Source organism: Microbacterium deferens, from assembly GCF_045517775.1.
Lineage (GTDB): Bacteria > Actinomycetota > Actinomycetes > Actinomycetales > Microbacteriaceae > Microbacterium.
The window spans coordinates 157,000-182,651 of sequence record NZ_JBEUWT010000003.1 but is presented as its reverse complement, the minus strand read 5'-3'; the positions used below and the strand labels follow the sequence as shown (position 1 = coordinate 182,651).

Sequence of the window (25,652 nt, the reverse complement as noted above, 5' to 3'; positions counted from 1 at the left end):
CCGGATGAGCGACTCCGCCGAGCATCCGCAGATCGGGTACCTCGACGTTCCGCAAGCCGTGATCGACGAGGTCGGCGTTCCCCTCAACCGCCTGGCGGCGGCGTTCGGGGCGACGGAAGACGAGCGGGGGATCGAGGGCATCCCCGCCGACGGCTGGCGGGTGCTGCAGCGCTGGGAGACCGGGGCGGTCGTGGTCGGCGCCCCCGTCGACGCTTCGGGTCGATCGTGGCGGATCGCGCAGTTGGGAGACGGGCACCCGGAGGCACCGAACCGATCGGTGCGGGTGCAGTCCCAGACGATGCCCCTGCGACCTAGTCGCGCGGAAAGGTCGCGCGGTCTCGAGATGCGGTGGCCGGAGTCGATCCGCAGGTGGATGGACGACGCTCTCGACGGTGTCGGGTTCGCCGTCGACGTCGTCAATACCGGTGAGAGCGTGTGGCGCCCCGACGGTGATCCGTTCCACGTCGTCGGCGTCATCACCCCGGCCGGCCAGACGGATGTGGGATTCGGCTGGATGAGCGGAGGAGGACACAACCGGGCCGTGGCGCTCGCTCCGGGTGAGTACGCGCGCCTTCCGGTCAACGTCGGGGACGCACAGTGGCGCGATCTGGAACCCGGCAGCTACGGACTGCGCGCATTCTTGCCGGGGCTGGCCGTTCCTTCGCCTCCGCCCCTCCTGCTGGAGCTGACGGCCGAGGTGATCGAACGCCATCGTCCCATCGCCAGGGACATCTCGACTCCCGCCGAGGAGAAGCAACAGCTCGAGGCGCAGATCGTGCAGAGCCGAGCACTCTTGGCGGCGCGTCACCGGTTCTCCGAGGTGGCGGATGCTGTCGTGTCGGCAGCTACGCGCGAGGCCGCGCGCGACGAGGTGCAGCGCATCTTGGGTTGCGACGCGATGGCGGCGAACACGGTCGTGCACACCCGCCTCGTCGATGTCACCGACGAGGCCATCGCGCAGACCCACGGTCTGATCACGCATCTCGAGGGGCGGCTTGCCGACCTCTGACGTGCCCGGGCCGACCAACGAAAACCTGCTGATCCGGTCTTTCCCATAAGGGCTCCTCTCACGTTCCGTCCAGGAAGCGCCGAGGATTCGTCCAGACGCGGTGGTGCAGACTCGGGCACTTGTGTCTCACCCGAGGACGCGAAGCGCCGTTCTGGCGCCCACCAACCGAAGGACCCGGTTCATGCTCCACACCCAGAAATCGGCGCGCCCGCGCCGCCGTCTCCTCATCGCCGGTGCGTGCGCCGGAGTCGCCGTCAGCGTTTTGGCTTCCGCCGCCGCGGCGACGGCGAGTCCGATCGCGACCCCGGTCGCCGCATCCGCCACCCTCGCCCTGCAGATCACGGAAGCTGCCCCCTTCCTCGCCGAATCGCCCGTGGTCGATGCCTTCACCACCAGCACGGACGAGGCTCAGGCAGCCCTCGACGGCGCGCGGTCGGCTCAGACCGAGGCCGCGACCGTCATGGCGTCGGTTGCCGAGTCGGGGCTGTCGTCGCGGATCGCCGACTCCACCATCGACACCACCGATCTGCGCGCGGCGATCTCGAGCCTCGCGAAGGCGAGCTTCGTTCCCGTTCTGCTCTACCCCGAGCTGGCCGATGACGCACAGACGCAGGCGGCTTCCGTGACCGAGGAGGTCACGACGCTCCGCACCGAGCTCGAAGCCGCGCGCGAGCAGAAGGCGGCGGAGGATGCCGCGCAGGCGCAGCGCGAGGCCGAGGAGGCCGCCCAGGCCGCCGCGGCCGCTGCCGCGCAGGCCGCGGCCGATGCGCTCGCGGCGGCGAACACGCCCGATGGCGCGAAGGCGGTAGCCAGTTCGATGGCAGCCGAGCGATACGGGTGGGGGAGCGGTCAGTTCTCGTGCCTGTCGTCGCTCTGGCAGAAGGAGTCGGGCTGGAACTACCAGGCTTACAACGCGTCGAGCGGTGCCACAGGCATCCCGCAGGCTCTGCCCGGCAGCAAGATGGCCAGCGCCGGCTCGGACTGGCAGACCAACGCCGCGACGCAGATTGCCTGGGGGTTGCAGTACATCTCAGCTGTCTACGGAACCCCCTGCAGCGCGTGGGGCCATTCGCAGGCCACGAACTGGTACTGACGTCGCTGACCCGGGTTCTGAGGACCCGGGTCACCGGAGTCACAGCTGCTCGGGTGCAGGGCCGCGAATCTACTTAGGGTAGGCTTACCTCATGCCCTCTCGCATTCGCATCGCCCTGCCTCTGGCCGGGCTGACAGCCCTTGCCCTGACCGTCACCGCGTGCTCATCGCCCGCAGCATCCGACGACTCGACCCCCGCTGCCGACACCACCGTCGTGGTCGAGAACGCCAAACCGACCCTCGTGCTGGTCGAGGAAGACGGCGAGTCGTCGCTGCAGGAAGACACCGAGATCGCGCGCTCCTCGGTCGAAGTGCCGGCCGATCCGAGCGCCGTGGTGACGTTCGACATCGCGACGCTCGACACGCTCCACGCCATCGGTGCCGGCGACGCCGTCGTGGGTATCCCTGACGTCGTGCTGCCCGACTACCTCTCGGAGTACGCCGACCTGCCGAAGGTCGGCACGCTCTTCGAGCCCGACTTCGAGGCGGTCGCCGACCTCGATCCCGATCTGATCGTCACCGCCGCGCGCAGCACGGGTCAGTTCGACGAGCTGTCGGAGATCTCGACCACGATCGACCTCACGGGGTCGTACGCGGGAAGATTCGACCCCGCCGCCGGCCTCGCGCGAGCCGCCCAGCTGGGCGAGATCTTCGGTGAACAGGAGAGAGTGGCCGAACTGGCCTCGGAGATCGAGTCGACGGTCGACGCGATCACTTCTGCGGGCGCCGGTACCGCCCTCGTGATCTCCGTCTCGGGCGGCGAGTACGGCGTCTTCGGCGAGGGTTCGCGCTTCGGTTACTTCTTCGACGACCTCGGGTTCGCACCCGCCGTCGCCACCGCGGAGCTCCCCGGCGCCGAGGGATCGCCCCACGGCGACACGGTGACGAACGAGTTCATCTTCACGGCGAACCCCGATTGGATCATCGCGTTTGACCGGGGAGCCGCCACCGGCTCCGACAGCACGATCGACGAGACGCTCAGCAATGAGCTGGTCGAGCGCACGACGGCGGCCCAGAACGACCAGATCATCACCCTGCCGGCCAGTGAGCTCTACATCGTCATCAACGGCCTGACGGCGATCGACACCGTGCTCGACACGGTGCGCGACGCCGTCGCCGCATAGGCCGGTGACACCCGCGAAGGAGGGGGCGGTCCGCTGACCCGCCTCTCTCCCACCTTCTGGATCGTCGCGGGGGCGGCCGCCGTGGCCGCCCTCGCGACGATCTCCGTGTTCATCGGCGTCGCCGAACTCGACGGGTTCATCCTGTTCGCGAGCCGCATCCCCCGCACTATCGCGCTCGTGCTCGCGGGAGCCGCCCTTGCGATCACGGGCCTGGTGATGCAATTGCTCACGCGCAACCGCTTCGTCGAGCCCGGCACCACGGGCGCCACGGACGCTGCGACGCTCGCCCTCCTCGTCGTGCTGCTGACGACGCCCGGCCTGCCCATCGCGGGCAAGGCGATCGCCGCAGCGCTGGGCGCGCTGGTCGGCGTCTTCGGCTTCCTCGCGCTCGCGCGCCGCATCCCCTCGCGGTCGAGCGTGCTCGTGCCGATCGTCGGGATCCTCTACGGCGGGGTCATCGGCGCGGTCACGACCTTCCTCGCTCAGCGCACCGACGTGCTGCAGGAGCTGCTGAGCTGGACGGTCGGCGACTTCTCCGGCATCCTGCGCGGCCGGTACGAGATGCTCTACTTCGCCGCTGCCGCGGCGCTCGTCGCGTGGATCGCCGCCGACCGGTTCACCGTCGCGGGCCTCGGCGACGACACGGCGCGCGCGCTCGGCCTCGATACCCGGGCCGTGATGGCGCTCGGGGTGGTCATCATCGCCGCGGTCACCGGAATCATGCTCGTCATCGTCGGTCCTTTGCCGTTCCTCGGACTCATCGCCCCCAACATCGTCAGCCGCCTGATCGGAGACAACATGCGGAGGGCCGTTCCCCTTGTCGCACTCCTCGGCTCGACCCTCGTGCTGCTGTGCGACATCATCGGTCGGCTCGTGCGCTTCCCGTTCGAGCTGCCGATCTCGGTCATCATGGGCGTGCTCGGCGGCATCGTCTTCCTCTGGCTTCTGTTGGGCACCGCGCGGCCGTCGGATGCGGCGCGCCTTCGCCCTCGCGAAGGTCGCGTTCGAGGGGGCGGCGCCCGATGAGCAGCCTCCTGCCCGCTCTGCGTTCCCCGGCGCTGCGGCTGGGTGTGCTGGGCGCGGCGTCCTTCGCCCTCGCGGCGGTGTTCCTCTTCGCCGACCTTCCCGGCAAGTGGGAGTACGCACTCGGTCTGCGCTGGCGCACGGTCGCCGGCATGGTGCTCGCGGCAGCGGCGATCGGCACGGCGACCGTGCTGTTCCAGACCATCACGTCGAACCGCATCCTGACTCCGGGGATCATGGGGTTCGACGCGATCTTCATGGTGATCCAGGTCACCGTGGCATTCGTCGTGGGACCCGTCGTGCTCGTCGCCGCGCCCCCGCTCGCGACCTGGCTCGTCGAACTCGTGCTCATGGGTGGGGCGATCGTGCTCCTGTACTGGTGGCTGTTCCTTCGCCGACGGCTGGATCTCCACGTCATCGTGCTCGCCGGTCTCGTCATGGGGGTTCTCTTCCGGGCGGTCACGGCGTTCCTGCAGCGCCTGCTCGACCCCGACACCTTCGCGATCGTGCAGAACCTCTCGTTCGCGAGCTTCACGTCGGTCGACAGAGACCTCCTGATGCCGACAGCCGTGCTGGTCACGGCCGCGCTCGTCTCGCTGTGGCCGCTTCGTCGCTCGCTCGACGTGCTGTCGCTGGGGGAGTCGACGGCCATTTCGCTGGGTGTGGAGCATCGCCGCGTCGTGATGCACGTCGTCGTGGTGATCGCGGTGATGGTGGCCGCTTCCACAGCTCTCGTCGGTCCGGTGACCTTCTTCGGCCTCATCGTGGCGAACCTCGCCTACGGTTTCGTCGGGCACCGGCACCTTCGCAGCATCCCCGCCGCGATCGCCTTCGGCGCGATCGCACTGCTGGGAGGCCAGCTGATTCTCGCCCGCGTTCTCGGCTTCGGCACCGAGCTGTCGGTGGTCATCGAATTCGTCGGTGGCCTGTTCTTCGTTCTGCTCGTCATCACCGGGAGGGCCCGCTGAAATGATCCGCACCGAATCGGTCGTCAAACGCCACGGCTCCGTCATCGCCGTCGACGACGTCACCGTCGAGATCGGCACGGGGCTGACAGCCATCATCGGTCCCAATGGTGCCGGAAAGTCCACTCTCCTCGCCGCGATCGGCCGCCTTGCGTCGATCGACGCGGGCACCATCGCGGTCGACGGCCTCGACGTATCGACCACGAAGTCTCGTGCGCTCGCGAGACGGCTGGCCGTTCTGCGCCAGGACAACCACCTCGTCATCCGCCTGAGCGTCGAAGACCTCGTCGCCTACGGCAGATTTCCGCATGGCGGATCGGGCCGCTCGGCCGATGATCGCGCGCGCATCGAGGATGCGATCGACATGCTCGACCTTCACGCGGTGCGCGGGAGATTCCTCGATGAACTCTCGGGCGGTCAACGCCAGCGCGCCTTCGTCGCGATGGCGCTCGCGCAGAGCACCGATCACCTCCTCCTCGACGAGCCGTTGAACAACCTCGACCCGCGGCACGCGGTGGGCCTCATGAAGCTCATACGCAGCCTCGCTGACGAACGCGCGATGACCATCGTCGTCGTGTTGCACGACATCAATGTGGCTGCGCAGTTCGCCGACGACGTCGTCGCGATGCGCGACGGACGGGTCGTGCACCATGGGCCCGTCGCCGACGTGATCACGGTTCCGAACCTCGAGGCGCTCTACGAGACGCCCGTGCGCATCGGCGAGATAGGCGACCGTCGGGTCGTCATCTGGGAGTGACGGCGCTCAGGCGCTCTCGTCGGGGCGCGGATGCCGCACCACCCAGCCGTAGCGGGTGAGGGCGGCGTCGAGCAGCCGCGCCTGGGCGGCCGCCGCCTGCCACGACGCGTCCGAGCACACATCGATCGCGAGCGGCGGAGGGTCGGCGAACTTCGGGATCTGCACCTCGGCCCAGACGTTCGGGGCGAGCCCGACCCGCGGGTACGCGGTTCCGGGGTGCTCGACGCTCGAGTCCGACGCGAAGGCGATCACGTCGAGGGCGTCGAGCTTGGTGATCGGCAGGTCGACGACCAGCGTGACGACGAACGGTCCGCTCGCGGTATCGCGCATGGCTCAGCCCTTCACGGTGCTATTCGGACGCCGCAGCGTGGCCCGCGCTGGGTCGATTCAGGCTCGCGGGTGGGGACGAGACCCAGATAGCCTCGGCGCGCTCCGGGCCGATGTTCGTGATCGTGTGCGGCACCGACGAGCGGAAGTCGAGGCTGTCGCCCTCTCGGAGCTCGTAGTCGGTTCCGTCGAGACGGAACCGGAAGAGACCGCGCACGACGATGAAGATCTCACGCACGTCGCCGTGCGTGTAATCGTCGCCTCCCACCACGGCACCCGGCGGGTACTCCGTCGAGGTGACCTCGACGTCGAGGAGCGGCGGGGGAGTGATGGCGGTCGTGAGCACGTCGCCGCCGTGTGACAGCGAGGGTCGTTCCTCCCGTCGAAGCACACGGCCCGACGTTCGGGGCCTCTCGAAGAGGTCGATGATCTGAAGCGACAGCACATCCGCGAGGCGTCTGAGAACGTTGAATCCGGCGTTCGCCGTTCCGTTCTCGATCTGGTGGATGTAGCTCGGGCTCACACCGGCCGCGACGGCGAGGTCACGCATCGACATACGGCGGCTTTTGCGGAACATGCGCAGACGCGCACCGAAGACCTGCTGATCGGTCAGCTCCTCGGCCAGGCCGTCGTCGGTGGAGGTAGGCGCCATGTCTGCGGTTGCGGGGTTGGTGTGGTGCGAATGCGTTTCGATCCTATTCTCGCGGGGCAGGCGGCGGGGGAAGGCCGCGGTGGTCATCCGACGAGCTGCCTCGATGCGCTTCGTGGGCTTCCCATGGCGAGCCACTCGTCGCCCTCGACCTCGGGGTGTTCGAGCCAGTAGTCGCTGTAGTACTCCATGAGCGGCCCGTAGACATCGAAGATGCGGCGGAGCTCGCGTATGGAGTCGGCTCCGTCCGGCGCGACGTCGACCCGGATGTCGATGCGTGGACGACGCTCTCCGCGCACGGTGGTGATCAGCGACGACGAGACGTGCGTCCGGCCTTCGCCGCCCGCGGCGAGACCTGCCTCGAGAGAACGCATCAGACGCTCTTCGAAGGCGACGTCGTTCAGCGACTCGAACGTCTCCGCGAGGGCGTCCAGCACTTCGGGACCGACGATCCCGTTGCCCAACGCGGCGTATCCGTCGCCCACACGATGCCCGGCGTAGCGTTGTCCGCCCTCGAAGTCGCCCGTGTGTGCGGCGACTCGTCCGTCATCGAGCACGATCCCGACCTGGCGGTAAGAGAACAGGGGGTCGGTCTGCGACAGCGCGGCGAGGATGAGATGGGGCTCCATGCCGGTGCGCCCGAGTTCGAGCGCGCGCACGCCGAGCCGCCAATCGCTGTGCCACTGGCTCGTGACGGCTACGCCGCCCGACAGCTGCGGGCACCGTGAAGCGAGGGCGATTGAGCCCGTTCCCTGGCAGACGCCCACGGCGCCGGTTAACGGGTCGGTAGCGATGATGCTGAAGGTCATGATTCTCCTGAGCGGTGCTGCGGATCGTGTGGTGAGGGCGGGTGCGGGCCTATGCCGGGCCCGCACCCGCCGGGGTCATTCGGTGATCGAGAGCTGCGCGTAGTCGATGGTGTTATCGGTGCGCCATGCCCAACCGCTCACGCGGTCGGAGATGGCAACGCCCGGCTGCACCTGTGCGATCTGGACGAAGGGCGCTTCTTCGAGCAGACGCCTCTCGGCGGCGTTCCACGAGGCCCCTGCCTCTGCCGAGCCTTGATCGATGACCGCTGCGCTCGCGGCAAGCGCCTCGTAGAACGTCTGGTCCTCCCAGTCCGACATGTTGTTCTGGGAGTCGACGCCGGTCTGCAAGTTGAGCGTGTAGATCGGCGTGATCGCCCACGGAGCCTGGACGGAGATCAGCGACTGCCAGATCTTCGCGTACCGCCCGGTATGGAAGTCTGCGCCGGGCACGGACTCGATCTGCACGTCGAAGCCCGCCGGGCGCGCGGCCGTCTGAATCTGCACCGCGGTGGCTTGAGAGTCGGCGTCCGCCGCGCTGACAGTCAGAGTGAACGACAGTCCGTCGGGGTATCCCGCCTGCGTCAGGAGGGCCTTGGCGGCTTCCGGGTCGTACGTATACTCCGGCAGCCCGGTGTCGTCGTAGCCCGGGGTGTTGGTGAACACGATGCCCGAGCCGTGGCGAACCGCGCGCCCTTGGAAGACATTGTCGATGATGTCGTCGAACGGGATGGCATGCGTGACAGCCTCCCGGACGACCGGATTGTCGAAAGGTGCCTTGTTGGTGACCAGGGAGAGGACCTGCGACGTATTGGGCGAAGCGACCGTGGGAACGACCAAGCCGTCAGACGACGACAGGTCGGCTGCGTCGGTCGGCGACAGGCCCTCGGCGATGTCAGCATCGCCGCCGCGGATCGTGGTAGCACGCGTGCCCGCATCGGGAACGACCTGCACGTTGACGACATCGACGTCCGGCACACCGAGCACCCAGTCCTCGCGTGCCTCGAAACGAGCGTGCGAGCCGACCTCCCAGTCCACGATCTCGTAGGGGCCGAAGCCATAGTTCGGGTTCTCCTGCGCCCAGCCGATGGCGTAGGGGTCGTCCGCAGTGGCAGCCTCCTGCATCACGGTGCTGTCGTAGACGAACGCCAGGGCATCCGACAGCATCGACAGGAGTGTGGTGCCGAGCCCAGGGCTGGTCAGGGTGATCGACACCGTCTTTTCGTCGATCTTCTCGAACTGCGACGCCGGGTCGGTGATGACGGGGTTCATCGCGCCGCGAGCGGTCGACGTCTCCGCGCCGAACTTGAGCTCGAACGACCAGATGACGTCGTCGGCGGTGATCTCGTTTCCGGCTGCGCTGATCGCGTCGGAGAGGTGGAACGTGTACACGAGGCCGTCGTCCGAGACCTCGTAGCTGTCGGCGAGGTAACCGTCGTACGTGTACGGGTCCTGCTCGAACACGCCCGGCACGTCGGTTTCCGCGTAGGGCTTTCGCAGAAGCGTTCCTTGCGTCGCGCCGAGGAACTCGGTGTTGTTCGGGCCGGCCTCCTTGATGAGGCCCATGCCGATGTCGGCTTGCAGGATCGTGACGCTCGTCTCCTCGACCGGTGTCGAAGAGTTCGCAGACGGCGAGCAGGCGGTCAGGAGAAGGGCGGATGCGGCGGCCAGTGCGAGTGGGACGAGCCGCCGGCGTCGCGAGGGGGAGCGGAAGGGCATGGAAGACCTTTCGAGAGGATGCTGCGCGGGTGAGGGGTGGAGCGTCTGTGAGGCGGGGTTCAGTTCCTGGTGGAGAGGTAGCGGTGCGAGAGATTGCTCATGATCACGACCGTGACCGCGAGCGCGAGACACGGGAAGAACGATGACCACCAGCGTCCGGCCGCCGCCGCGGTCGCGCCGTCCGCGATCATCGATCCCCATTCGGGGGTGGGCGGCGGTAGGCCGACGCCGAGGAACCCGAGGCCGGCGGCGACCGTGACGGCGATGCCGAAGATGTACGACGCGTTTTCGAGCGCCGGCCACACCGAATTGGGGAGCACGTGACGCCAGAGCACGCCGAGAGTCGATTCGCCCGCCAGGCGCGCGGACTCCAGGTACGCCTCGGTGCGGACGCGCAGGACTTCGGTGCGGACGACGCGTGCCTGAGTGGGGATCATCAGCAACCCGCAGACGACCGCGAGGGTGAGCAGGTCGCGTCCGAAGAACGCAAGCAGCACCAGGCCGACGACGATCTGCGGCAGGGCGTCGAACAGATCGAGGCCGCGAGTCACTCCGCGTGCCAGCCCGCCCACGAATCCGCGTCTCGATTCGTTGGTTCCGGTGAACAGCCCGACGGCGATGCCGAACCCCGTCGCGAGGACCGCTGCGACGAGACCGACCGTGAGGTCGTTGCGCGTCGCGGCGATGACGCGCGAGAACACGTCGAGACCGTAGACGTCGGTGCCGAACCAGTGCTCGGCCGAGGGCGGCTGGTCTGGACGGGCAACGACGTCGATCGGGCTGTACGGAACGAGCAGCGGCCCCACGATGGCGACGGCGACGAGAACGGCGGGCGGGGCGAGGAGAGAGAGCAGTGCCAGGCGCCGTCTGGGGAAGCTGCGGGTGCGTCCCCGCAGGTCGTTGTTCGTTGGTCTTCCGAGGAGGGAAACCACCTCATGCTCCCTTCGCGAGCACGCCGGGGCGGCGGCGAGGGTCGAGCACCATGTTCGTCAGGTCGACGAGGAGGAAGACGACGAGCACCGCGGCGGCGACTGTCAGGAGGAACGCTTGCAGTGCCAGGAAGTCGGTGCGCCCCACCGCCTGGATGGCGTACTGGCCCATGCCGGGGATCGAGAACAATTGCTCGATGATCACCGCCCCACCGAGGAGGAATCCGAAGAGCTGCCCGCACATCGTGACCATCGCCGGCATCGATCGCCGCATGATGGAGGAGATCACGGCGCGTCGGGGCGCGCCCGATGCGATGCGGAACTGCGTCGCCTCGTCGGCGACGGCCCGCTCGATGGCCCGCTGCAGCACCTTCATGATCGTGGGGGCGCTACCGACCACGAGGACGAGGACGGGCAGCCACAGATGCGCGGCCATCGACGCGAGCAGGATGCCGTCCGACGAGAGCGCTGCATCGAGCAGCGGGAATCCGGTCGCGCGCGGCGCGGGTCGCAAGCCCGCGTCGTAACGCCCGATCGGTGCGGGTGCCCACTGCAGCACGGTGTAGAAGATCAGGATGCCGGCGACGCCGAGGACGAAGTCGGGGATCGCCCCCGCAGACCGCGCGTAGAAGGTGACCCATCGCGCAAGCCAGTTCTTCGGCTTCATCAGGGCGAAGATCGTGAGAGCGAACGTGGCGAGCACGGACAGCACCATGGCGATCACCGCGATCTCGACCGTTGCGGGGAGCCGCCAGGCGATCTGCTCCTGGACGTCGAGGCCGTCGATCGGCGAACGGCCGAGGTTCAGCGTGACGAGGCGTCCGAGGAACGTGAGCAGCTGCTCCCAGAGTGTTCCGCCGAGACCCAGGGTGTCCTGGATCTGCGCGTACTGCTCGGGCGAGATGTCGTCTCCGCCGGCGACGATCATCACCGGGTCACCGGGGATGAGCCGGACGAGGAAGAACACCGCGATGGCGAAGAGGAACAGGTGCACGGGCAGCAGCGCGACCCGCTGCATCCACCAGACGTTGCGGAGCCAGAGACCGCGCATCACGCGGCCTCCGATGCGTCGGCCGACAGTGCACGGTAGGCCTCAATGAGCCGGGCCGTGTACGGATGTCGAGGCGTCCACACGACGCGTCCGGTCGGGCCCAGCTCGACCATGTCACCGCGATTCATGACGGCGAGTTCGTCGCTGACGAAGGCGGTCGCTGGAACTCCGTGAGAGACGAAGACCAGGCCGGCTCCGGCCTGCTCGGTGTAGTGCTTGATCTCGTTCAGCACGGCACCCTGCACCGACACGTCGAGTGCCGATACCGACTCGTCGCACACGAGGATCTTGGGTTTCACGATGAGGGCGCGGGCGATGGCGAACCTCTGGCGCTGCCCCCCGGAGACCTGACCGGGCCGCCGCTCGGCCAGTGATCGATCGACTGCGAGTGATTCGAGCACCGCGTCGACCGCGGCATCCGCATCGGTCTTCGACATCCCGAGCAGCTCGGTCGCAGGACGACGGACCGCGTCACGGAGCGTCCGCAGCGGGTCGAACGACGACGACGTGTCCTGGCTGACGAGCTGCACCTCGCGCCGGAAGGTGTCTCGTTCGCTGCCACGCAGTGTGGACACCTCCGAGCCCCGGAACCGCACGTTCCCCGTGGACGGCGCTTCGAGTCCTAGGAGGAGCCTCACGAGCGTCGACTTTCCTGACCCCGACTCGCCGATGATTCCGATGCGCCGGTCGGTGTTGATCGCCAGGCTCACGCCGTTCAGCGCCGAGATCAGGGAACGATCGCGCCCGCGATAGGTCTTCGTCGCGTCGCTCACCTCCAGCAGGGCGTTCATGCGCGGCCCACCATCGTGGGGAGTCGGTCCCAATCCATGTGCGACAGCGAGGGCTGGCAGTCCAGCAGCGCCCGGGTGTACGGATCGGTCGGGTGCGAGGTGACGGCGTCGGTGGCGCCCTGCTCGACGATCCGTCCGCGGTTCATGACGACGGTCCAGTCGGTGTAAGCGCGGCACAGGCCGATGTCGTGGCTGATCATGAGCAGCGTGGTCTCCAACTCGTCCGTCAAGGTGACGATGAGGTCGAGCAGATCGCGGGAGAGCGTCATATCGAGCGCGCTCGTCGGCTCATCGGCGATGAGGAGACGCGGGGCGGAGCACAGCGCGATCGCGATCATCACGCGCTGGCGCATGCCCCCCGACAGCTCATAGGGCCGGGCCTTCAGCACTCGCGGTATGTCGCGCAGGCCGACACGGGCGAGCCAATCAGCCGCGGTTGCTTTCGCCGCCGATTTCGAGCCGCCGGTGGTGCCCCGGATGACGGTGACCAGCTGGCTCTCTATGGTCCACACGGGGTCCAGAGCGTTCATGGCGTTCTGGAACACGACGCTCACCCCGGGGACCCGGTGCGCGATCGCCGTTCGTTTCCGCGCGGAGATGTCAGTACCGGCCACGTGCGCACGCGCCGCGTTGACACGGGTATCGGGCGGCAGGAGACCGGCGAGTGCCATACATGCCGTGGTCTTCCCCGAGCCGGACTCTCCCACGACGGAGATCCGTTGCCCTGCCGCCGCGCGGAGCGAGAACTTCTCGACCGCCGTGAACCACGTGTCCCCGGTGCGGTAGCGCACCTCGAGCGCCTCGACGTCGAGCGTCGGTGCCGTGCCCACGGGAGCGGGATCGTTCACGGTCACGGGTCCGGTCAGCAGTCGACTGATCACGAGAGATCGTCTCGGAGGTTGTCGCGGAACCGTTCGTGCCGGTACGCGGTTCGGACAGCGCCGCGGCGTTGCAGAGCGGGGATCAGGCCGTCGACGACTTCGCTGACGTACCGGCGGGTCGGCATGCGGGTGGAGAGCAGGAATCCGTCGGTGCCGATCAGCTCTGCCGCGTCCTGCATGCGCGCGGCGACGGTCTCGGGTCGTCCTACGAACCCGTTGTCTTCGTCCGCGAAGGAATCACGGACGAGTTCGCGCAGCGTTTTCCCGGATGCCACCATTCCGGCCAGTTGGCTTTGATGCCCGTTCGTCGTGAGGTCTTTCGGCAGGGGCTGGTCGGGGTCGAACGCCGACAGATCGGTCGTTGTGGTGCTCGACCAGTTGCTGAGCACGTACTCGAGGTCGTTCGCGTTGTCATCGCGGATGCGCTTGGCTTTCTCGCGCGCCTCGGCATCGGTCTCGCCCAGCACCGGGTCGATCAGGAAGAACACCTTCACGCTGTCGGGATCGCGGCCGGCCTCGGCAGCCTTGGCACGCACGTTGTCGCGCAGACGCTTCATCTGCACCGGATCGCTGCCGCCGGCCAAGACGATCTCGGCGTGATCGGCGGCGAACTGCTGACCGCGCGGCGAGTTGCCCGCCTGCGAAAGCACCGGCTCGCGTTGCGGACTGGGGAGGGTGTTGAGAGGTCCGCGCGTGGCGAAGTGCGAGCCGCGGTAATCGATGGTGCGCACCTTCGACGCATCGATGTAGACGCCGGTGTCCTCATCGAGCACGACTGCGTCCTCGTCCCACGAGCCCCAGAGCGCCTTGACCGCGGCGACGAAGTCATCCGCCATGTCGTAGCGGTCGTCGTGCTGTGGTTGGCCGTCCTTGCCGAAGTTCTGGGCGGCGCGATCATTGCTCGCCGTGACGATGTTCCATCCGATGCGACCGTTCGAGAAGTGGTCGAGAGTGCTCATCGTCCGCGCGAGGTGGAACGGCGTCGACTCCGTGGTCGCCACAGTGGGCACGATGCCGATCCGCGACGTGGACTTGCTCAGGATCGCCGCAAGGGCGAGCGGATCGTGTTTCGGACCGCGGTGGCCGTGCTTCAACGATGCTTCGTGCGAAGCGCCGTAGTCGTCGGGGATGTAGTTCGAGTCCTCGATGAGCATGAAGTCGAAGCACCCGCGCTCGAGGTCTTTGGCGAGGTCGACGAACCATTCGCCGTTGGCCCAGTCGCGGGTGGAACGGCCCGACCACTCGCGGTCCCATGCCGGCGCACGGAAACCCGCTTGGAACCAGCCGAGATGAAATGTCGCTCCGCTCATGGCCGCCTTCTCTGGGTGGTTTGGCCGCTTCACGCTGATGCGTTCCATGGCCGCGTCGAGCAGTGAACGTTTGTCCACTGCTAGAGAACAAGTTATGAGTGAACTGTTTCTCGGGCGTGGCGCGGCGTTTCCCGCGCGTAACGAAACGGCGCTCGACGTTGCGATCTCGAGTCGGGGTCCTGTGTGGAGGACCGCCGCGGGTGCGGGAGAATCGGGAGGTGCCTTCCGCCCCTCGTGCCCTCACCGAGATGCCCGACCCGCAGTTCGTCATGACCGGTGACGGACTGCGACTCGCGACCTACCTCTGGGGCGGGGTCGACGCCGACGAGCCCACGGTGCTCGCCGTGCACGGGTTCGGTTCGAGCGCGCGCGACAACTGGGTGAACACCGGCTGGGTCCGCGACCTGCAGGCGGCGGGGTTCCGCGTGCTCGCCGTCGACCAGCGCGGGCACGGAGCGAGCGAGAAGCCGCACGATGCCGCCGGCTACCTCATGACGACTCTGGTGGCCGACCTGCTCACCGTTCTCGACACCTATCTGCTCGACACCGTGCGCTACGTCGGTTACTCGCTCGGCGCTCGCGTCGGGTGGGAGCTCGCCGTGACCTACCCCGACCACGTCGACCGCGCCGTGCTCGGCGGTATCCCCGACGGAAGGCCGCTGCGGCGCCTCGACGTCGCTCAGGCACGGGCGTTCATCGAAGACGGCACCCCGGTGGAGGATGTGACGACCCAGCGGTACGTCGGACTCGCGCAGCGCGTTCCGGGCAATGATCTGCGCGCCCTCGTGGCGATCGCCGAGGGCATGACGGTCGACGGCGGCGATCCGGACCCGGCTACACCGCCGCTGCAGCCCGTGCTGTTCGCGACCGGCAGCGACGACCCGATCCTGGAGCAGTCGCGACAGCTCGCCGGATATGCGCCGCGCGGAGAGTTCTTCGAGATCGAGGGCCGCAACCACGTCAACGGCCCGGGAGCCCGCGCGTTCCGTGAGGCCGGTGTGGGTTTCCTTCAGCGTGAGGACTGACTTGGCGAAGCGGCGAGATCGGATGCTGCGCCCCCGGTAGCCCCGGGAGGAGCGCAGCATCCGATCTCGTGCTCTGATCAGCTCGCGGTGTAGTCGATCAGGTCGGGGTGCTCGGCGTATACGGCCTCGAGCAGGCTCATGTCGAACAGCTGGTCGGCCGTGACGGTGATGCCCGCGGTCGCCAGGGTCGTGACGGTCTCAGCCTGGAGGGTTTCAGAGGTGGTGAAGAGCCCGTTCTCGGCCGTCTCATCGGTGACGACGAGCTGCGTGTTCGCGGCCTCGGCGCAGAGCAGCTCGTTGGCGGGGTCGAGACCGAGGTCGGTTCCGCTCTGCGACATCATCAGGTCGATGCCCTTCTGCGGGTTGCGCAGCGCCTCGGCGTATCCGCGGATCTCTCCTTCGAGGAAGGCCTTCAGCTTCTCGGGTTCGTTCGCGATCATCTCGTCGGTCGCGATGATCGCGTCGGCGACGAAGGGCAGTCCGTTGTCGGCGAAGGGCATGTCGACAGCGTCGTGACCCTCGGCGCGCACGAGGATCGACTCGTTCGTGAGGAACGACATGTACCCGTCGATCTCTCCGAAGATGAGTGGGGAGGGGTCGTAGCTGACGGGGACGATCTCGACCTGGGTCTTGTCGATGCCGTTCGCAGCGAGGAGCGCGTCGAAGAGGATGACGTTGACGTCTTGCACGCCGATCTTCTTGCCGATCAGGTCTTGCGGCTCCTCGATCGGGTCGCCGTCGGCGAGCGACAGGATGCTGTAGGGGTTCTTCTGGTAGCCGCTGGCGATGATCTTTATCGGAGCGTTCTCGTTCGCGACGGTCGCGCCCAGCGTCATCGCGTCGACCATGCCGACGTCGACGGTGCCGCTCAGCACCTCGCTGACGGACGACGACGGTCCGGGAACCAGGTTCACTCCTTCGAGCCCGGCGTCGGTGAAGTAGCCCTCGTCGATCGCGAGGTACTCGCCGATGAACTGCGAGTTGAGGATCCACGGCAACTGCATCGTGATCGAGCCCAGTGACTCGTCCGCGGACGAGGACAACCCCGTGTCGCCGGCGGGGGTGGAGCAGCCCGCGAGGGCGGTCGTGGCGATCAGGGTGAGGACGCCGAGGAGTCCTGCGGCGGTGCGGCGAGCGGTCATGGGTGTTCGTCCTTTCGAACGGCGGGTCCGGGTGCGGGTCGGCGGATGCCGGTGTCGGGTGAAGCGAGAGAATGCGTGGGAGGGGTGGGATCAGAAGTCGTCGGTGACGGCGGGGAGGCGGCCGAGGGCTTGCACGAGGTCTGCGCTGTCGCCCAGGACGGAGCGCCAGTCGTCGCCCTCGGTCATGAGGGCGGCGACCGACACGATCTGCGCGCCGTGCCGCGTGAGCAGCTCGAGGGCGGCCGCCGCGGAGCGACCCGTCGAGATCACGTCGTCGACGAAAGCGATGCGCGCGCCGTTGATCGATGCGAGTCGCCGGGCATCGAGGGTGAGTCGCTGCGCGTCGATCGTGGTCACAGATGTCACCTCCACCGACGGGCTGTCGCGGAGGTGCCACTTCTTGCTCTTCTGCAGGACGACGTACTCGTCGAGGCCGAGGTGGGGTGCGACCGCGATGGCGACCGGGATGCCGAGGGTCGCCGCGGTGACGATGATGTCGGGCTGTCGATCGCGGACGAGATCGGCGAGTTCGCGCCCGGCGCGCGTCAGCACCGACACCGGCAGGTCGATCGTCATGAGCAGGGCCGCCTGCTTCCCCGGGCCCAGGTCGACGATCGGCAGCTCGATCTCCTGTGAACCCATTCGGGCGAGGTAGGTGCGGTCCACGTCACACCACCGTCCCGGCGGAGATCGCGACCGACGCATCGAGCCAGTCGCCGACGTTGGCCAGCGCGATGACGTCGACCCGGAGTTCAGCGGCGATCTCCGGCGGCAGCCCGCTCGCCGTCCCCGCGACGAACGAGACCGGAGGAGGAGAGGGGTTCCACTTGGTCCATGCCAGCTCGGCGATCGTGCCGCAGCTGAGTCCGATGGTGACCATGGCGTCCGACATCTCGCCGATCTGGTGGTGCTGCTCGTACCAGGTCAACTCATCGCGGAGTTCGTGGCAGCGCACCCGCTGCAGTTCGATGGAGGGCATGGCGGCGGGCTCGCTGATGCCCGATGCCGGGGTCAGTCCGATCAGTCGTGTTCCGCCGGCGGCCAGGTAGCCGTCCATGGCGGAGACGGCCACGCCGCGATCGGGGACGACGATCATCGACCACCCGCGGCGAGCGATCATGTCGCCCACCTGTTCGGCGGCGTCGATCAGACGAGCAGGGGCGATGCCGGCGGCAGCGGCGACGCGAGCGATGTTCGAGGGACCGAGCACCGCGACGATCGGAACGTCGGTGGCAGAGAGGGAGGCGGGGTGCATGATGCAAGGTTGCACCACCCGCATTTCGCCGAGCCTGATGTTTCGTTACATCTAGATTTCGAGGGTGGGGGGCGTGCGCCGTCGTCGTGACTGCCACGACGCATAAGATCACCGGGTGGCCTCCTTCCCAGTGAAAGACACCGCACCTCGCGACCGGGCGACGCTGCGCGACATCGCCCTCGACACCGGGCTGTCGATGAGCACGGTCTCGCAGGCGCTCCGCGGGGCCGGTCGCATCAGCGAGGCGACGCGCGCCCGCGTCGCCGAAGCATCCGCCCGGCTCGGCTATCGAGCGAATGTCAGCGCCCTGCACATGCGGGGTGCCCGCACCGGACTGGTCGGGCTCGTCGCCACCGTGCCCGACTCGACGTCGTGGAGCGTGGGCGATCTCGACTTCCTCGTGCGATGCGAGCGCGCGTTCTGCGACGTCGCACTCGGGAGCGATCGCTACCCGGTCATGCTGTCGGGTTCGTCGGTGTCGGGCGCGATCGGCGTACTGCCGGTCGACGGCGTCGCGGTGATCGACCCGGGGCCGAACGACCCGCTGCTGCGCCTACTCGAAGAGCGGAGCGTGGCCTACGTCACGCTCGGCCGAGACGTGTTGAGCAATGCCACGGATGAGTGGGTCGTCGACAACGACAAGCTGGAGATCACGCGGGTCGCGCTCGACGGTCTGTACCAGAGGGGGATGCGCCGGTCTCTGCTGTTGATCGCCGACACCGGGCAGAACTACATGACGGATGTGGCGCAGGCCTACGACGCGTGGAGCGACGCGCACCCCGACGTCGCGACGACCACCGCCGTGCTGCCGCTGCCTTTCGACGCCGCACAGGCCGCGCGAGTGGTGTCGGGCGCATGCCGCGATGGGGTGGACACGATCTATCTGGCCGTGGAGCCTGCTCTCACCGCGGTGCTCGACGCGGTGGCCGCCGTGGGGCTCAGCATTCCCGAAGACGTGCAGCTGCTCGCCACGACCGACAGCACGCGGGCGCAGTCGCTCGTTCCCGCGATCTCCGCGGTCGATCTGCAGCCCGCCGCGCTGGGGGAGAGACTGTTCGAACTGCTCGAGCAGCGCGTGAGCGGCGCGGTTCCCGACGTGGTCGAACGCCTCGTGCCCGCCGACGTGCGGTGGCGGGGCAGCACGCGCGCGCCGGTCTGAGGCACTGGCACACACGGCGGCCCCTGTCGACCCTCCCGTGCAGCGGTGCGGGCTCGCCATGCTGGGTGCAGTCGAAAGGATCCACGATGAGCGACAGCAGCAGCATCCGCCCTTCGTCCGACGGTGACGCCACGCAGGCCGACCTCGAGCAGCTCGCCGGGGGTGAGCTCGAGAACCTGCCGCCCGCGCCCGATGGCGCGCCCGACGACGGGGACGAGCCGGATCCCGATGAGGTCTTCGTCGCTCCCGAGGGATCGGGCCCCTACGCCGACCGCGACGCGGTCACCGACGAGCGGACGGGCTCGGCCGAGGTCTGAGGGCTACTCGCCGGAGTAGTCGCGCGCCCAGCTGACCTCGGGTTCGATGTAGAAGGCGGTCAGCCCCTCGCGCACGTCGTACGGGCCGCCGGTGTACTTCTCGGAGATCCGGTCGACGATCGGCAGTGCGTCGTCACCGGTGATCCGTTCGACCACGCGGCCGCGGACGAACGCCGAATCGAGAGGATTCGCCGGGTGGGTGACCGACACCGCAACGCGCGGATCGACCTGCAGGTCGCGGTCTTTGCGGGAGTCGGCCATGGTGAACATGGTGAGGCGGTCGCCCTCCACGCCGATCCACACCGGAACGGTGTGCGGCGCGCCGTCGGGGAGCAGCGTGGCCACGTGCATGACCGTGTCGCGCTCGAAGTAGGGGCGGACGTAGTTCCAGCGCTTGCTCATTCGCTTCTCCTTCGTCGGGACTGTCTTCTCGACAACCGGCCCGCACGGCGGGGTGTTCCCACGGCGCTGCGTCTTCGGCGCGCTGAGCGGCCGGTGTTGCGCCCAAGGTGCCCGTTTGCGCCGGACGAGGCTGAGTTTTCGGGCACCCTCAGCGAAAACGGGCACACTCGCCGACGTGCCCCCGCTACGGTGGCGTGATGCCGTTGGTGCGGACGCTATCCCGGGAGCGGGAGCGGGAGCGGGAGCGGGGCGGTCGGGCGGGAGCGGGAGCGGGAGCGGGGCGGTCGGGCGAGGCGGGCCGGGGTGAGCTATGCGGGCGGATCAGCCGTCGCCGGCCTCGCGCGCCGCGATCTTGCGCTCCCGCATCGCGAGGAAGAGCGGGAACGTGAAGGCGAACGCCGTCACCGCCGAGAGCACCACGTAGAGCCATGCGCGTTTCATGCGGAGCCGCCGGGCCTCGGCGAAGATCAGCACCACCCCGGCGAGGGCGACGACCAGCAGGTCGACGCCGATCGACGACACCGCCGGGCCGCTGCCGAACAGGTCGGCGAAGTAGTTGCGTCCTTCGATGACCGTCCAGGCGTTCAGCGCGAAGGTCCACACCAGTCCGACGATCGACAGTGCGAGGTAGATGAACGCCCGGGGCGTCCAGTGCTTCGTGATCGCGCGTTCGCTCATGCTCGCACCGTACTCCCGAGGGAGTGAGTTGCCGCAATGCGGGGTATCCCGAGGCGTCGTGCGCCCCATCCGTGGCACCTCGGTGCGACGCATAGGCATACGCTCCCGCAACACCGCAGCGGGTGTACTCGTCAACGCCGGCCCGCCCGAGGTCGGCGGAAAGGGCCGCTTCGATGACCGCTGCCACCACCCGCAGCATCCGCCTCTTCGCCGCCGCGCTCGCGGTCGGTATGGTCGCGCTGCTCACGCTCGCCCCGAGGTCGATCGTGTCGCCCGCGCGCGGGCAGTTCATGCGACTGATGGATGCTTCGCTCGCCCCGCTGGTCGACGCCATTCCTTACGGCGACGCCGAGCGCGTGCTCAACGTGCTCATGTTCGTGCCTCTCGGCGCGACGATCGCCCTCCTGCTGCATCGCCGCGCGTGGCCGCTCGCGGTCGTGGCGGGCTTCGGCCTGTCGGCGGCGGTGGAGTACGCGCAGGCCTCGATTCCGGGGAGGGTTCCCGACCTCGACGACGTCTTCTGGAACACACTCGGCGCTGTCGTCGGCGTCGCCGCCGTCACGGTTCCGCGCATAGCGGGCGCGATCGTGACCCGCATCCCGCACCGCACGGGGCGGTGAGCCCATACATCATCGAGACCCGCCACCCCTGCGACCCGCCCAGGTCGGCGCGGTAGAACGGAGGGACCAGCCGCCACCGTCCCACCGAGAGGGCTCCGATGACGACCACCCCGCTCCGCGCACCCGACCTCCGACCGGAGGTCGCGCGATGAGACTCACCGATACCAGCGACCTGTGGTGGAAGACCGCGGTCTTCTACAACCTCGACGTCAAGACCTACCTCGACACCGACGACGACGGAGTCGGAGACCTGCGCGGACTCGCGCAGCGCCTCGACTATCTCGCCGAGCTCGGCGTCACCTGTCTGTGGCTCGCGCCGTTCTACCCGTCGCCGCAGCGCGACAACGGCTACGACATCCAGGACTACTACGGCGTCGATCCGCGCTACGGAACCCTCGGCGACATGGTCGAGGTGCTCCGCACCGCCCGCGACCGCGGCATGCGGGTGATCGTCGACCTCGTCGTGAACCACACGTCCGACCAGCATCCGTGGTTCCAGGACGCACGTTCGAGCCCCGACAGCCGCTACCGCCATTTCTACTCGTGGCGAGACGACGTGCCCGACGATGCGCCGGCGAGCATGTTCCCCGACGTCGAAGACGGCGTGTGGACCTTCGACGAGACGGCCGGGCAGTACTACAAGCACTCGTTCTACCGGCACCAGCCCGACCTCGCGACCGATCACCCCGAGGTGCGCGAAGAGATCGCGAAGGTGCTCGGCTTCTGGCTCGAGCTGGGCATCGACGGATTCCGCGTCGACGCCGTGCCGTTCCTCATCGACGGCGACGGCGGTCCCGAGCACGAGTTCCTCCGCACTCTGCGCGGCTACGTCTCACGGCGGCGCGGGGCGGCGATGCTGCTCGGCGAGGTCAACCTGCCCTACGACGAGCAGCTCGCCTTCTTCGGTGACTCGGACGGCGACGAACTCACGATGCAGTTCGACTTCGTCGCCAACCAGCGGCTCTACCTGGCTCTCGCGCGACAGGATGCCGCGCCCCTGCGCGACGCGCTGCTCTCCCGCCCCGCGATCGCCCTCGGCAATCAGTGGGGCAACTTCGTGCGAAATCACGACGAGCTCACCCTCGATCAACTGAGCGCCGACGAGCGCGAAGAAGCGTTCGAGGCCTTCGCGCCCGAGAAAGGTCAGCGCATCCACGATCGCGGCATCACCCGCCGCCTGCCGTCGATGCTCGAGGGCGATCCCCGCCGCATCCGCATGGTCTACAGCCTGATCTTCTCGCTGCCGGGAGCCCCCGTGCTCTACTACGGCGAAGAGATCGGAATGGGGGAAGACCCCCGCATCACGGGCAGCCGCGCCGCGGTGCGAACGCCGATGCAGTGGACGGATGCTGCCGGAGCGGGCTTCTCCGACGCCGACCCCGACGACATGGTCGCGCAGGTCGTCGCGGGCGGGTTTGCTCCGCAGCACATCAACGTCTCACAGCAGCGGCACGATCCCGGGTCGTTCCTGCGCTTCGTTCAGGAGCTGATCCGCACGTATCGGGCTGCCCCCGAGATCGGCTGGGGAGAGCTGGCGATCCTCGACCAGCCGCATTCGTGCGTGCTCGCGCACTCGGTGACAAGCGAACTCGGGATGCTCGTCGCGGCACACAACTTCGCACCCGACGGACGCACGTTCCGCATCGACATCGCGGGTGCCGACGAAGGCTGGCGCGTCGTCAGCCTGCTCGGCGACGACCCTGCGCCGGTGGCATTGGACGACGGCGGATTCGACGTCGAACTCGGCGGGTACGGCCACCAGTGGTGGCGTGTGATCCGCCCGGGGGAGCGGCGGATCGCGTGAACGTGCGCGCGGCGGCTCTCAGGACTGACAGGATCAGCAGATGAAATGGCGCGCCCTCGTCTCCCGGATCCCGGCCCTGGTCAAGACGCTCTCACCGGTCGTCTTGGTGGTCGACATCGTGATCCGCGTCGTCGCCGTGATCGCCGTCCCCCGCAACCGGCGCCCTACGTCGGCCATGGCCTGGCTGATGGCGATCTTCATCGCGCCGATCCCGGGCAGCCTGCTGTTCGGCCTCTTCGGAAGCTCGAAGCTCCCGCGCGACCGGCGCAATCGCCAGCGCGAGATCAACGACCTGATTCTCGAGCACACGCAGGGGATCGACGAGGAGATCGTCGACGATCCGCGCCCGCCGTGGTTCGCATCGGTCGCCCAGCTGAACCGCACCCTGGGGGCGATGCCCCTGCTCGAGGGCAACGCCGCGCGACTGTACCCGCACTACGAGGGCTCGATCGCGGCGATGACGGATGCCGTCGATGCGGCGCGCCGGTACGTGCACGTGGAGTTCTACATCCTCGCGCGCGACAAGACGACGATCGGCTTCTTCGATGCGCTGAAGCGCGCGAGCGAGCGAGGCGTGCAGGTTCGCGTCCTCTTCGATCACTGGGCGACGATCACGAACCCCGAGGGGCGCAACACCCGTCGATGGCTGCAGGAGAACAGCATCCGGTTCGAGGAGATGCTGCCCTTCCACCCCACCAAGGGCATGTGGCGCCGCCCCGATCTGCGCAACCACCGCAAGATCGTCGTGGTCGACGGCAAGATCGCCTTCACCGGATCGCAGAACATGATCGACAGCAGCTACAACAAGAAGGGCAACATCCGGCGCGGTCTGCAGTGGGTCGACCTGATGGTGCGCCTGGAAGGACCGGCGGCGATCGGTCTCGACGCGCTCTTCATCACCGACTGGTACAGCGAAACCGACGAGCTACCTGATGTCTCCGACGTCGACGAGATGACCGTCGACCACAGCGACCCCGGCACGTTCGAGTGCCAGGTCGTGCCGAGCGGACCGGGGTTCGACGGCGAGAACAACCTCAAGCTCTTCAACGCGCTCGTCTACTCGGCGCAGAAGAAGCTCATCATCGCCAGCCCGTACTTCGTGCCCGACGATTCGATGCTCTACGCCATTACGACCGCGGCCGAGCGTGGGGTCGACGTGCAGCTGTTCGCGTGCGAGGTGGCCGACCAGTTCCTCGTCTACCACGCGCAGCGTTCGTACTACGAGGCGCTGCTGCGGGCCGGTGTGCGCATCTTCTTGTACGAGAAGCCGATCGTGCTGCACTCTAAGCACTTCACGATCGACGACCAGGTCGCCGTGATCGGGTCGAGCAACATGGACATGCGCTCGTTCAGCCTCAACTTCGAGGTGTCGCTGCTCGTGCACGGCCGCGAGTTCGTCGACGACCTGCGCCACATCGAGAACGACTACCGGTCGCGCTCGAAGGAAGTGCTGCTCGAAGAGTGGCTGCAGCGCCGGGTGCCGGTGCAGGTGCTCGACAACGTCGCTCGCCTGACTGCCACCGTCCAGTAGCGCGGCACCGCCGGAGATGTCAGCCGCGGGCGGCCGGTCGCCCGTGAGCCGTGACTCATGCGCAGAATGCAGGAAGAAACCCGTCCCGTGGCGCCGCACGGGCCGCTGCTGCGCCGTTCTTCCTGGATTCTGAGCCGGAGACGGCTCAGACGTGCCCGCCACCTCAGCGCGGCAGCACGACGCGCACGAGCAGACCGCCCTCGGGGCGCGCCGTCACGTCGAGCGCCCCGTCGTGGGCACGCACGATCGACGCCACGATCGCGAGGCCGAGCCCCGCGCCCTGGTGCCCCGACTCGGTACGCGTGCGTCCGGCGCCGCGCACGAACGGCTCCGTCAGCGTTGCGGCGACCGCGGGGTCGAGCGTGACACCGCTGTTCTCCACGGTCAGCGCCGCCCATCGATCGCCCGGCGTCACGGTCAGTCTCACCCAGCCATCGGGCTCGTTGTGCACGATCGCGTTGTGCAGCAGGTTCGCGGCGAGCTGACCGATCAGGGCTCGATTCGCCGTGATCTCGGCGGAGGGCAGCGATACCCGACCGCGGATGCTGCGCGCCTCCGCCTCTGCCTGCACGTCCTTCAGCGCGATCGAGGCGACCGCCGCGAGGTCGATCGTCTCGATCGGGAGTCCGCCGCGGCCCACGCGGGCGAGGGTGAGGAGCGCCTCGGTCGTCGCGATCGCACGGTCGTTGGTGGAGCCGATGCGCTGGAGCAGCACGTCGACGTCCCGGCCGGCCGGGTCGGCCTGGCCGACTTCGACCATCGTGCGGATGATCGCGTGCGGCGTCCGCAGCTCGTGCGAGGCGTTCGCGGCGAAGCGTCGTTCCTCGGCGATCGTGTGCTCGACGCGGTCGAGCATCGTGTCGAGCGCGTCGGCCAGGTCGGTGAGCTCGTCGCGTCGTCCGGGGAGGGCGACGCGCTGGTCGAATCGTCCGTCGCGCACGCGGCGCGCAGCATCCGCGATCCGTCCGAGCGGGCGCAGCACGAGCCCGGCGAGCACCCAGCCCCCGATGAGTCCGAAGGCGATGAGTCCGGCCATCGCCCACCAGGCGTAGCGAACGAACACCTCGAGCAGGTCGCTGCGGTTGGGTACGAACCCGCCGCCGTCCAGGTTCAGGTTGCCGTCGGGAACGAAACGCAGCAGCAAGAACCCGACGACGAACAGGGCGATGCCGGCGACGACGATGAACCCGGCATAGCTGAGGGCGAGCTTCGCCTGGAGCGAGAGGCCCCGCCCGCGAGAGGAGCCCGCTGCGGTCACCGGCATGCAGTCAGCCTAGGTCGACGCC

Annotated in this window: 27 protein-coding genes; 12 read left to right on the top strand and 15 right to left on the bottom strand. The window is 68.2% G+C overall.

Annotated elements, in window-relative coordinates; genetic code table 11:
- Window positions 1–4: 4 nt before the first annotated feature.
- From ABTU82_RS13085 to ABTU82_RS13060, 6 genes are all read left to right on the top strand, one after another.
- Window positions 5–1,009 carry a hypothetical protein gene (locus tag ABTU82_RS13085; RefSeq protein ID WP_407173779.1) on the top strand — a complete coding sequence of 335 codons (1,005 nt, stop codon included), beginning with the start codon at window positions 5–7 and terminating at the stop codon, window positions 1,007–1,009.
- Between the two features lie 181 nt (window positions 1,010–1,190).
- Complete coding sequence (locus ABTU82_RS13080; protein WP_407173778.1) at window positions 1,191–2,102, top strand: aggregation-promoting factor C-terminal-like domain-containing protein; 912 nt, start codon at window positions 1,191–1,193, stop codon at window positions 2,100–2,102.
- A 91-nt stretch (window positions 2,103–2,193) separates the two neighbouring features.
- Window positions 2,194–3,225, top strand: coding sequence for a siderophore ABC transporter substrate-binding protein (locus ABTU82_RS13075; RefSeq protein WP_407173777.1), 1,032 nt, complete (start codon window positions 2,194–2,196; stop codon window positions 3,223–3,225).
- Window positions 3,226–3,258: 33 nt separating this feature from the next.
- Window positions 3,259–4,251 carry an iron chelate uptake ABC transporter family permease subunit gene (locus ABTU82_RS13070; RefSeq protein WP_407173863.1) on the top strand — a complete coding sequence of 331 codons (993 nt, stop codon included), beginning with the start codon at window positions 3,259–3,261 and terminating at the stop codon, window positions 4,249–4,251.
- Complete coding sequence (locus ABTU82_RS13065) at window positions 4,248–5,216, top strand: iron chelate uptake ABC transporter family permease subunit (protein WP_407173776.1); 969 nt, start codon at window positions 4,248–4,250, stop codon at window positions 5,214–5,216. Before ABTU82_RS13070 ends, ABTU82_RS13065 begins: the two co-directional genes overlap by 4 nt.
- A gap of 1 nt (window position 5,217) precedes the next feature.
- Window positions 5,218–5,970, top strand: a complete 753-nt coding sequence (locus ABTU82_RS13060) for an iron ABC transporter ATP-binding protein (protein WP_407173775.1) — start codon at window positions 5,218–5,220, stop codon at window positions 5,968–5,970.
- A 6-nt stretch (window positions 5,971–5,976) separates the two neighbouring features.
- Here the strand turns inward: ABTU82_RS13060 and ABTU82_RS13055 are convergent, their stop codons facing one another.
- From ABTU82_RS13055 to ABTU82_RS13015, 9 genes are all read right to left on the bottom strand, one after another.
- Window positions 5,977–6,300, bottom strand: a complete 324-nt coding sequence (locus ABTU82_RS13055) for a hypothetical protein (RefSeq protein ID WP_407173774.1) — start codon at window positions 6,298–6,300, stop codon at window positions 5,977–5,979.
- Window positions 6,301–6,319: 19 nt separating this feature from the next.
- Window positions 6,320–6,949 (bottom strand): helix-turn-helix domain-containing protein, encoded by a 630-nt coding sequence (locus ABTU82_RS13050; RefSeq protein ID WP_407173773.1) that lies wholly within the window; start codon window positions 6,947–6,949, stop codon window positions 6,320–6,322.
- A gap of 83 nt (window positions 6,950–7,032) precedes the next feature.
- Window positions 7,033–7,755 (bottom strand): DUF1028 domain-containing protein, encoded by a 723-nt coding sequence (locus ABTU82_RS13045; RefSeq protein WP_407173772.1) that lies wholly within the window; start codon window positions 7,753–7,755, stop codon window positions 7,033–7,035.
- Between the two features lie 75 nt (window positions 7,756–7,830).
- The gene (locus ABTU82_RS13040; protein ID WP_407173771.1) at window positions 7,831–9,471 is read right to left on the bottom strand and encodes an ABC transporter substrate-binding protein; all 1,641 of its coding nucleotides are present in this window, start codon (window positions 9,469–9,471) and stop codon (window positions 7,831–7,833) included.
- Between the two features lie 59 nt (window positions 9,472–9,530).
- A complete protein-coding gene (locus ABTU82_RS13035) occupies window positions 9,531–10,403 on the bottom strand; it encodes an ABC transporter permease (protein ID WP_407173770.1) in 873 nt (290 codons plus the stop codon).
- 1 nt (window position 10,404) lies between these two features.
- Window positions 10,405–11,451: an ABC transporter permease gene (locus ABTU82_RS13030; RefSeq protein ID WP_407173769.1), complete on the bottom strand. Its 1,047-nt coding sequence runs from the start codon at window positions 11,449–11,451 to the stop codon at window positions 10,405–10,407.
- The gene (locus ABTU82_RS13025) at window positions 11,451–12,242 is read right to left on the bottom strand and encodes an ABC transporter ATP-binding protein (RefSeq protein ID WP_407173768.1); all 792 of its coding nucleotides are present in this window, start codon (window positions 12,240–12,242) and stop codon (window positions 11,451–11,453) included. Before ABTU82_RS13025 ends, ABTU82_RS13030 begins: the two co-directional genes overlap by 1 nt.
- Window positions 12,239–13,123, bottom strand: a complete 885-nt coding sequence (locus ABTU82_RS13020; RefSeq protein ID WP_407173767.1) for an ATP-binding cassette domain-containing protein — start codon at window positions 13,121–13,123, stop codon at window positions 12,239–12,241. The genes ABTU82_RS13025 and ABTU82_RS13020 overlap by 4 nt, the downstream gene beginning before the upstream one ends.
- Entirely contained in the window at window positions 13,120–14,433 is a 1,314-nt protein-coding gene (locus ABTU82_RS13015) for an NtaA/DmoA family FMN-dependent monooxygenase (protein WP_407173766.1), read from the bottom strand. The genes ABTU82_RS13020 and ABTU82_RS13015 overlap by 4 nt, the downstream gene beginning before the upstream one ends.
- A gap of 248 nt (window positions 14,434–14,681) precedes the next feature.
- Here ABTU82_RS13015 and ABTU82_RS13010 point away from each other — a divergent pair, with 248 nt between their 5' ends.
- Window positions 14,682–15,458 (top strand): alpha/beta fold hydrolase, encoded by a 777-nt coding sequence (locus ABTU82_RS13010; protein WP_407173862.1) that lies wholly within the window; start codon window positions 14,682–14,684, stop codon window positions 15,456–15,458.
- Window positions 15,459–15,535: 77 nt separating this feature from the next.
- On the opposite strand, the gene ABTU82_RS13005 is transcribed toward ABTU82_RS13010, so the two are convergent.
- The 3 genes from ABTU82_RS13005 to ABTU82_RS12995 form a co-directional block, all read right to left on the bottom strand.
- Complete coding sequence (locus tag ABTU82_RS13005) at window positions 15,536–16,600, bottom strand: ABC transporter substrate-binding protein (RefSeq protein ID WP_407173765.1); 1,065 nt, start codon at window positions 16,598–16,600, stop codon at window positions 15,536–15,538.
- 90 nt (window positions 16,601–16,690) lie between these two features.
- Entirely contained in the window at window positions 16,691–17,266 is a 576-nt protein-coding gene (locus tag ABTU82_RS13000; RefSeq protein ID WP_205781284.1) for a phosphoribosyltransferase family protein, read from the bottom strand.
- A 1-nt stretch (window position 17,267) separates the two neighbouring features.
- Window positions 17,268–17,855, bottom strand: a complete 588-nt coding sequence (locus tag ABTU82_RS12995; RefSeq protein WP_407173764.1) for an SLOG cluster 4 domain-containing protein — start codon at window positions 17,853–17,855, stop codon at window positions 17,268–17,270.
- A 115-nt stretch (window positions 17,856–17,970) separates the two neighbouring features.
- Here ABTU82_RS12995 and ABTU82_RS12990 point away from each other — a divergent pair, with 115 nt between their 5' ends.
- On the top strand, window positions 17,971–19,014 hold the full coding sequence (locus ABTU82_RS12990) for a LacI family DNA-binding transcriptional regulator (RefSeq protein ID WP_407173763.1): 1,044 nt from the start codon (window positions 17,971–17,973) through the stop codon (window positions 19,012–19,014).
- A gap of 86 nt (window positions 19,015–19,100) precedes the next feature.
- Window positions 19,101–19,331: a hypothetical protein gene (locus tag ABTU82_RS12985; RefSeq protein WP_407173762.1), complete on the top strand. Its 231-nt coding sequence runs from the start codon at window positions 19,101–19,103 to the stop codon at window positions 19,329–19,331.
- Between the two features lie 3 nt (window positions 19,332–19,334).
- On the opposite strand, the gene ABTU82_RS12980 is transcribed toward ABTU82_RS12985, so the two are convergent.
- Window positions 19,335–19,733 (bottom strand): pyridoxamine 5'-phosphate oxidase family protein, encoded by a 399-nt coding sequence (locus ABTU82_RS12980; RefSeq protein WP_407173761.1) that lies wholly within the window; start codon window positions 19,731–19,733, stop codon window positions 19,335–19,337.
- Between the two features lie 321 nt (window positions 19,734–20,054).
- Window positions 20,055–20,411, bottom strand: a complete 357-nt coding sequence (locus tag ABTU82_RS12975; RefSeq protein ID WP_407173760.1) for a DUF2834 domain-containing protein — start codon at window positions 20,409–20,411, stop codon at window positions 20,055–20,057.
- 173 nt (window positions 20,412–20,584) lie between these two features.
- Here ABTU82_RS12975 and ABTU82_RS12970 point away from each other — a divergent pair, with 173 nt between their 5' ends.
- From ABTU82_RS12970 to cls, 3 genes are all read left to right on the top strand, one after another.
- Window positions 20,585–21,031: a VanZ family protein gene (locus ABTU82_RS12970; RefSeq protein ID WP_407173759.1), complete on the top strand. Its 447-nt coding sequence runs from the start codon at window positions 20,585–20,587 to the stop codon at window positions 21,029–21,031.
- 148 nt (window positions 21,032–21,179) lie between these two features.
- On the top strand, window positions 21,180–22,835 hold the full coding sequence (locus tag ABTU82_RS12965) for an alpha-amylase family protein (RefSeq protein ID WP_407173758.1): 1,656 nt from the start codon (window positions 21,180–21,182) through the stop codon (window positions 22,833–22,835).
- A gap of 40 nt (window positions 22,836–22,875) precedes the next feature.
- Complete coding sequence (cls, locus tag ABTU82_RS12960; protein ID WP_407173757.1) at window positions 22,876–24,366, top strand: cardiolipin synthase; 1,491 nt, start codon at window positions 22,876–22,878, stop codon at window positions 24,364–24,366.
- Between the two features lie 163 nt (window positions 24,367–24,529).
- Here cls and ABTU82_RS12955 read toward each other — a convergent pair whose 3' ends face one another.
- The gene (locus ABTU82_RS12955) at window positions 24,530–25,630 is read right to left on the bottom strand and encodes a sensor histidine kinase (protein ID WP_407173756.1); all 1,101 of its coding nucleotides are present in this window, start codon (window positions 25,628–25,630) and stop codon (window positions 24,530–24,532) included.
- Window positions 25,631–25,652: the final 22 nt, after the last annotated feature.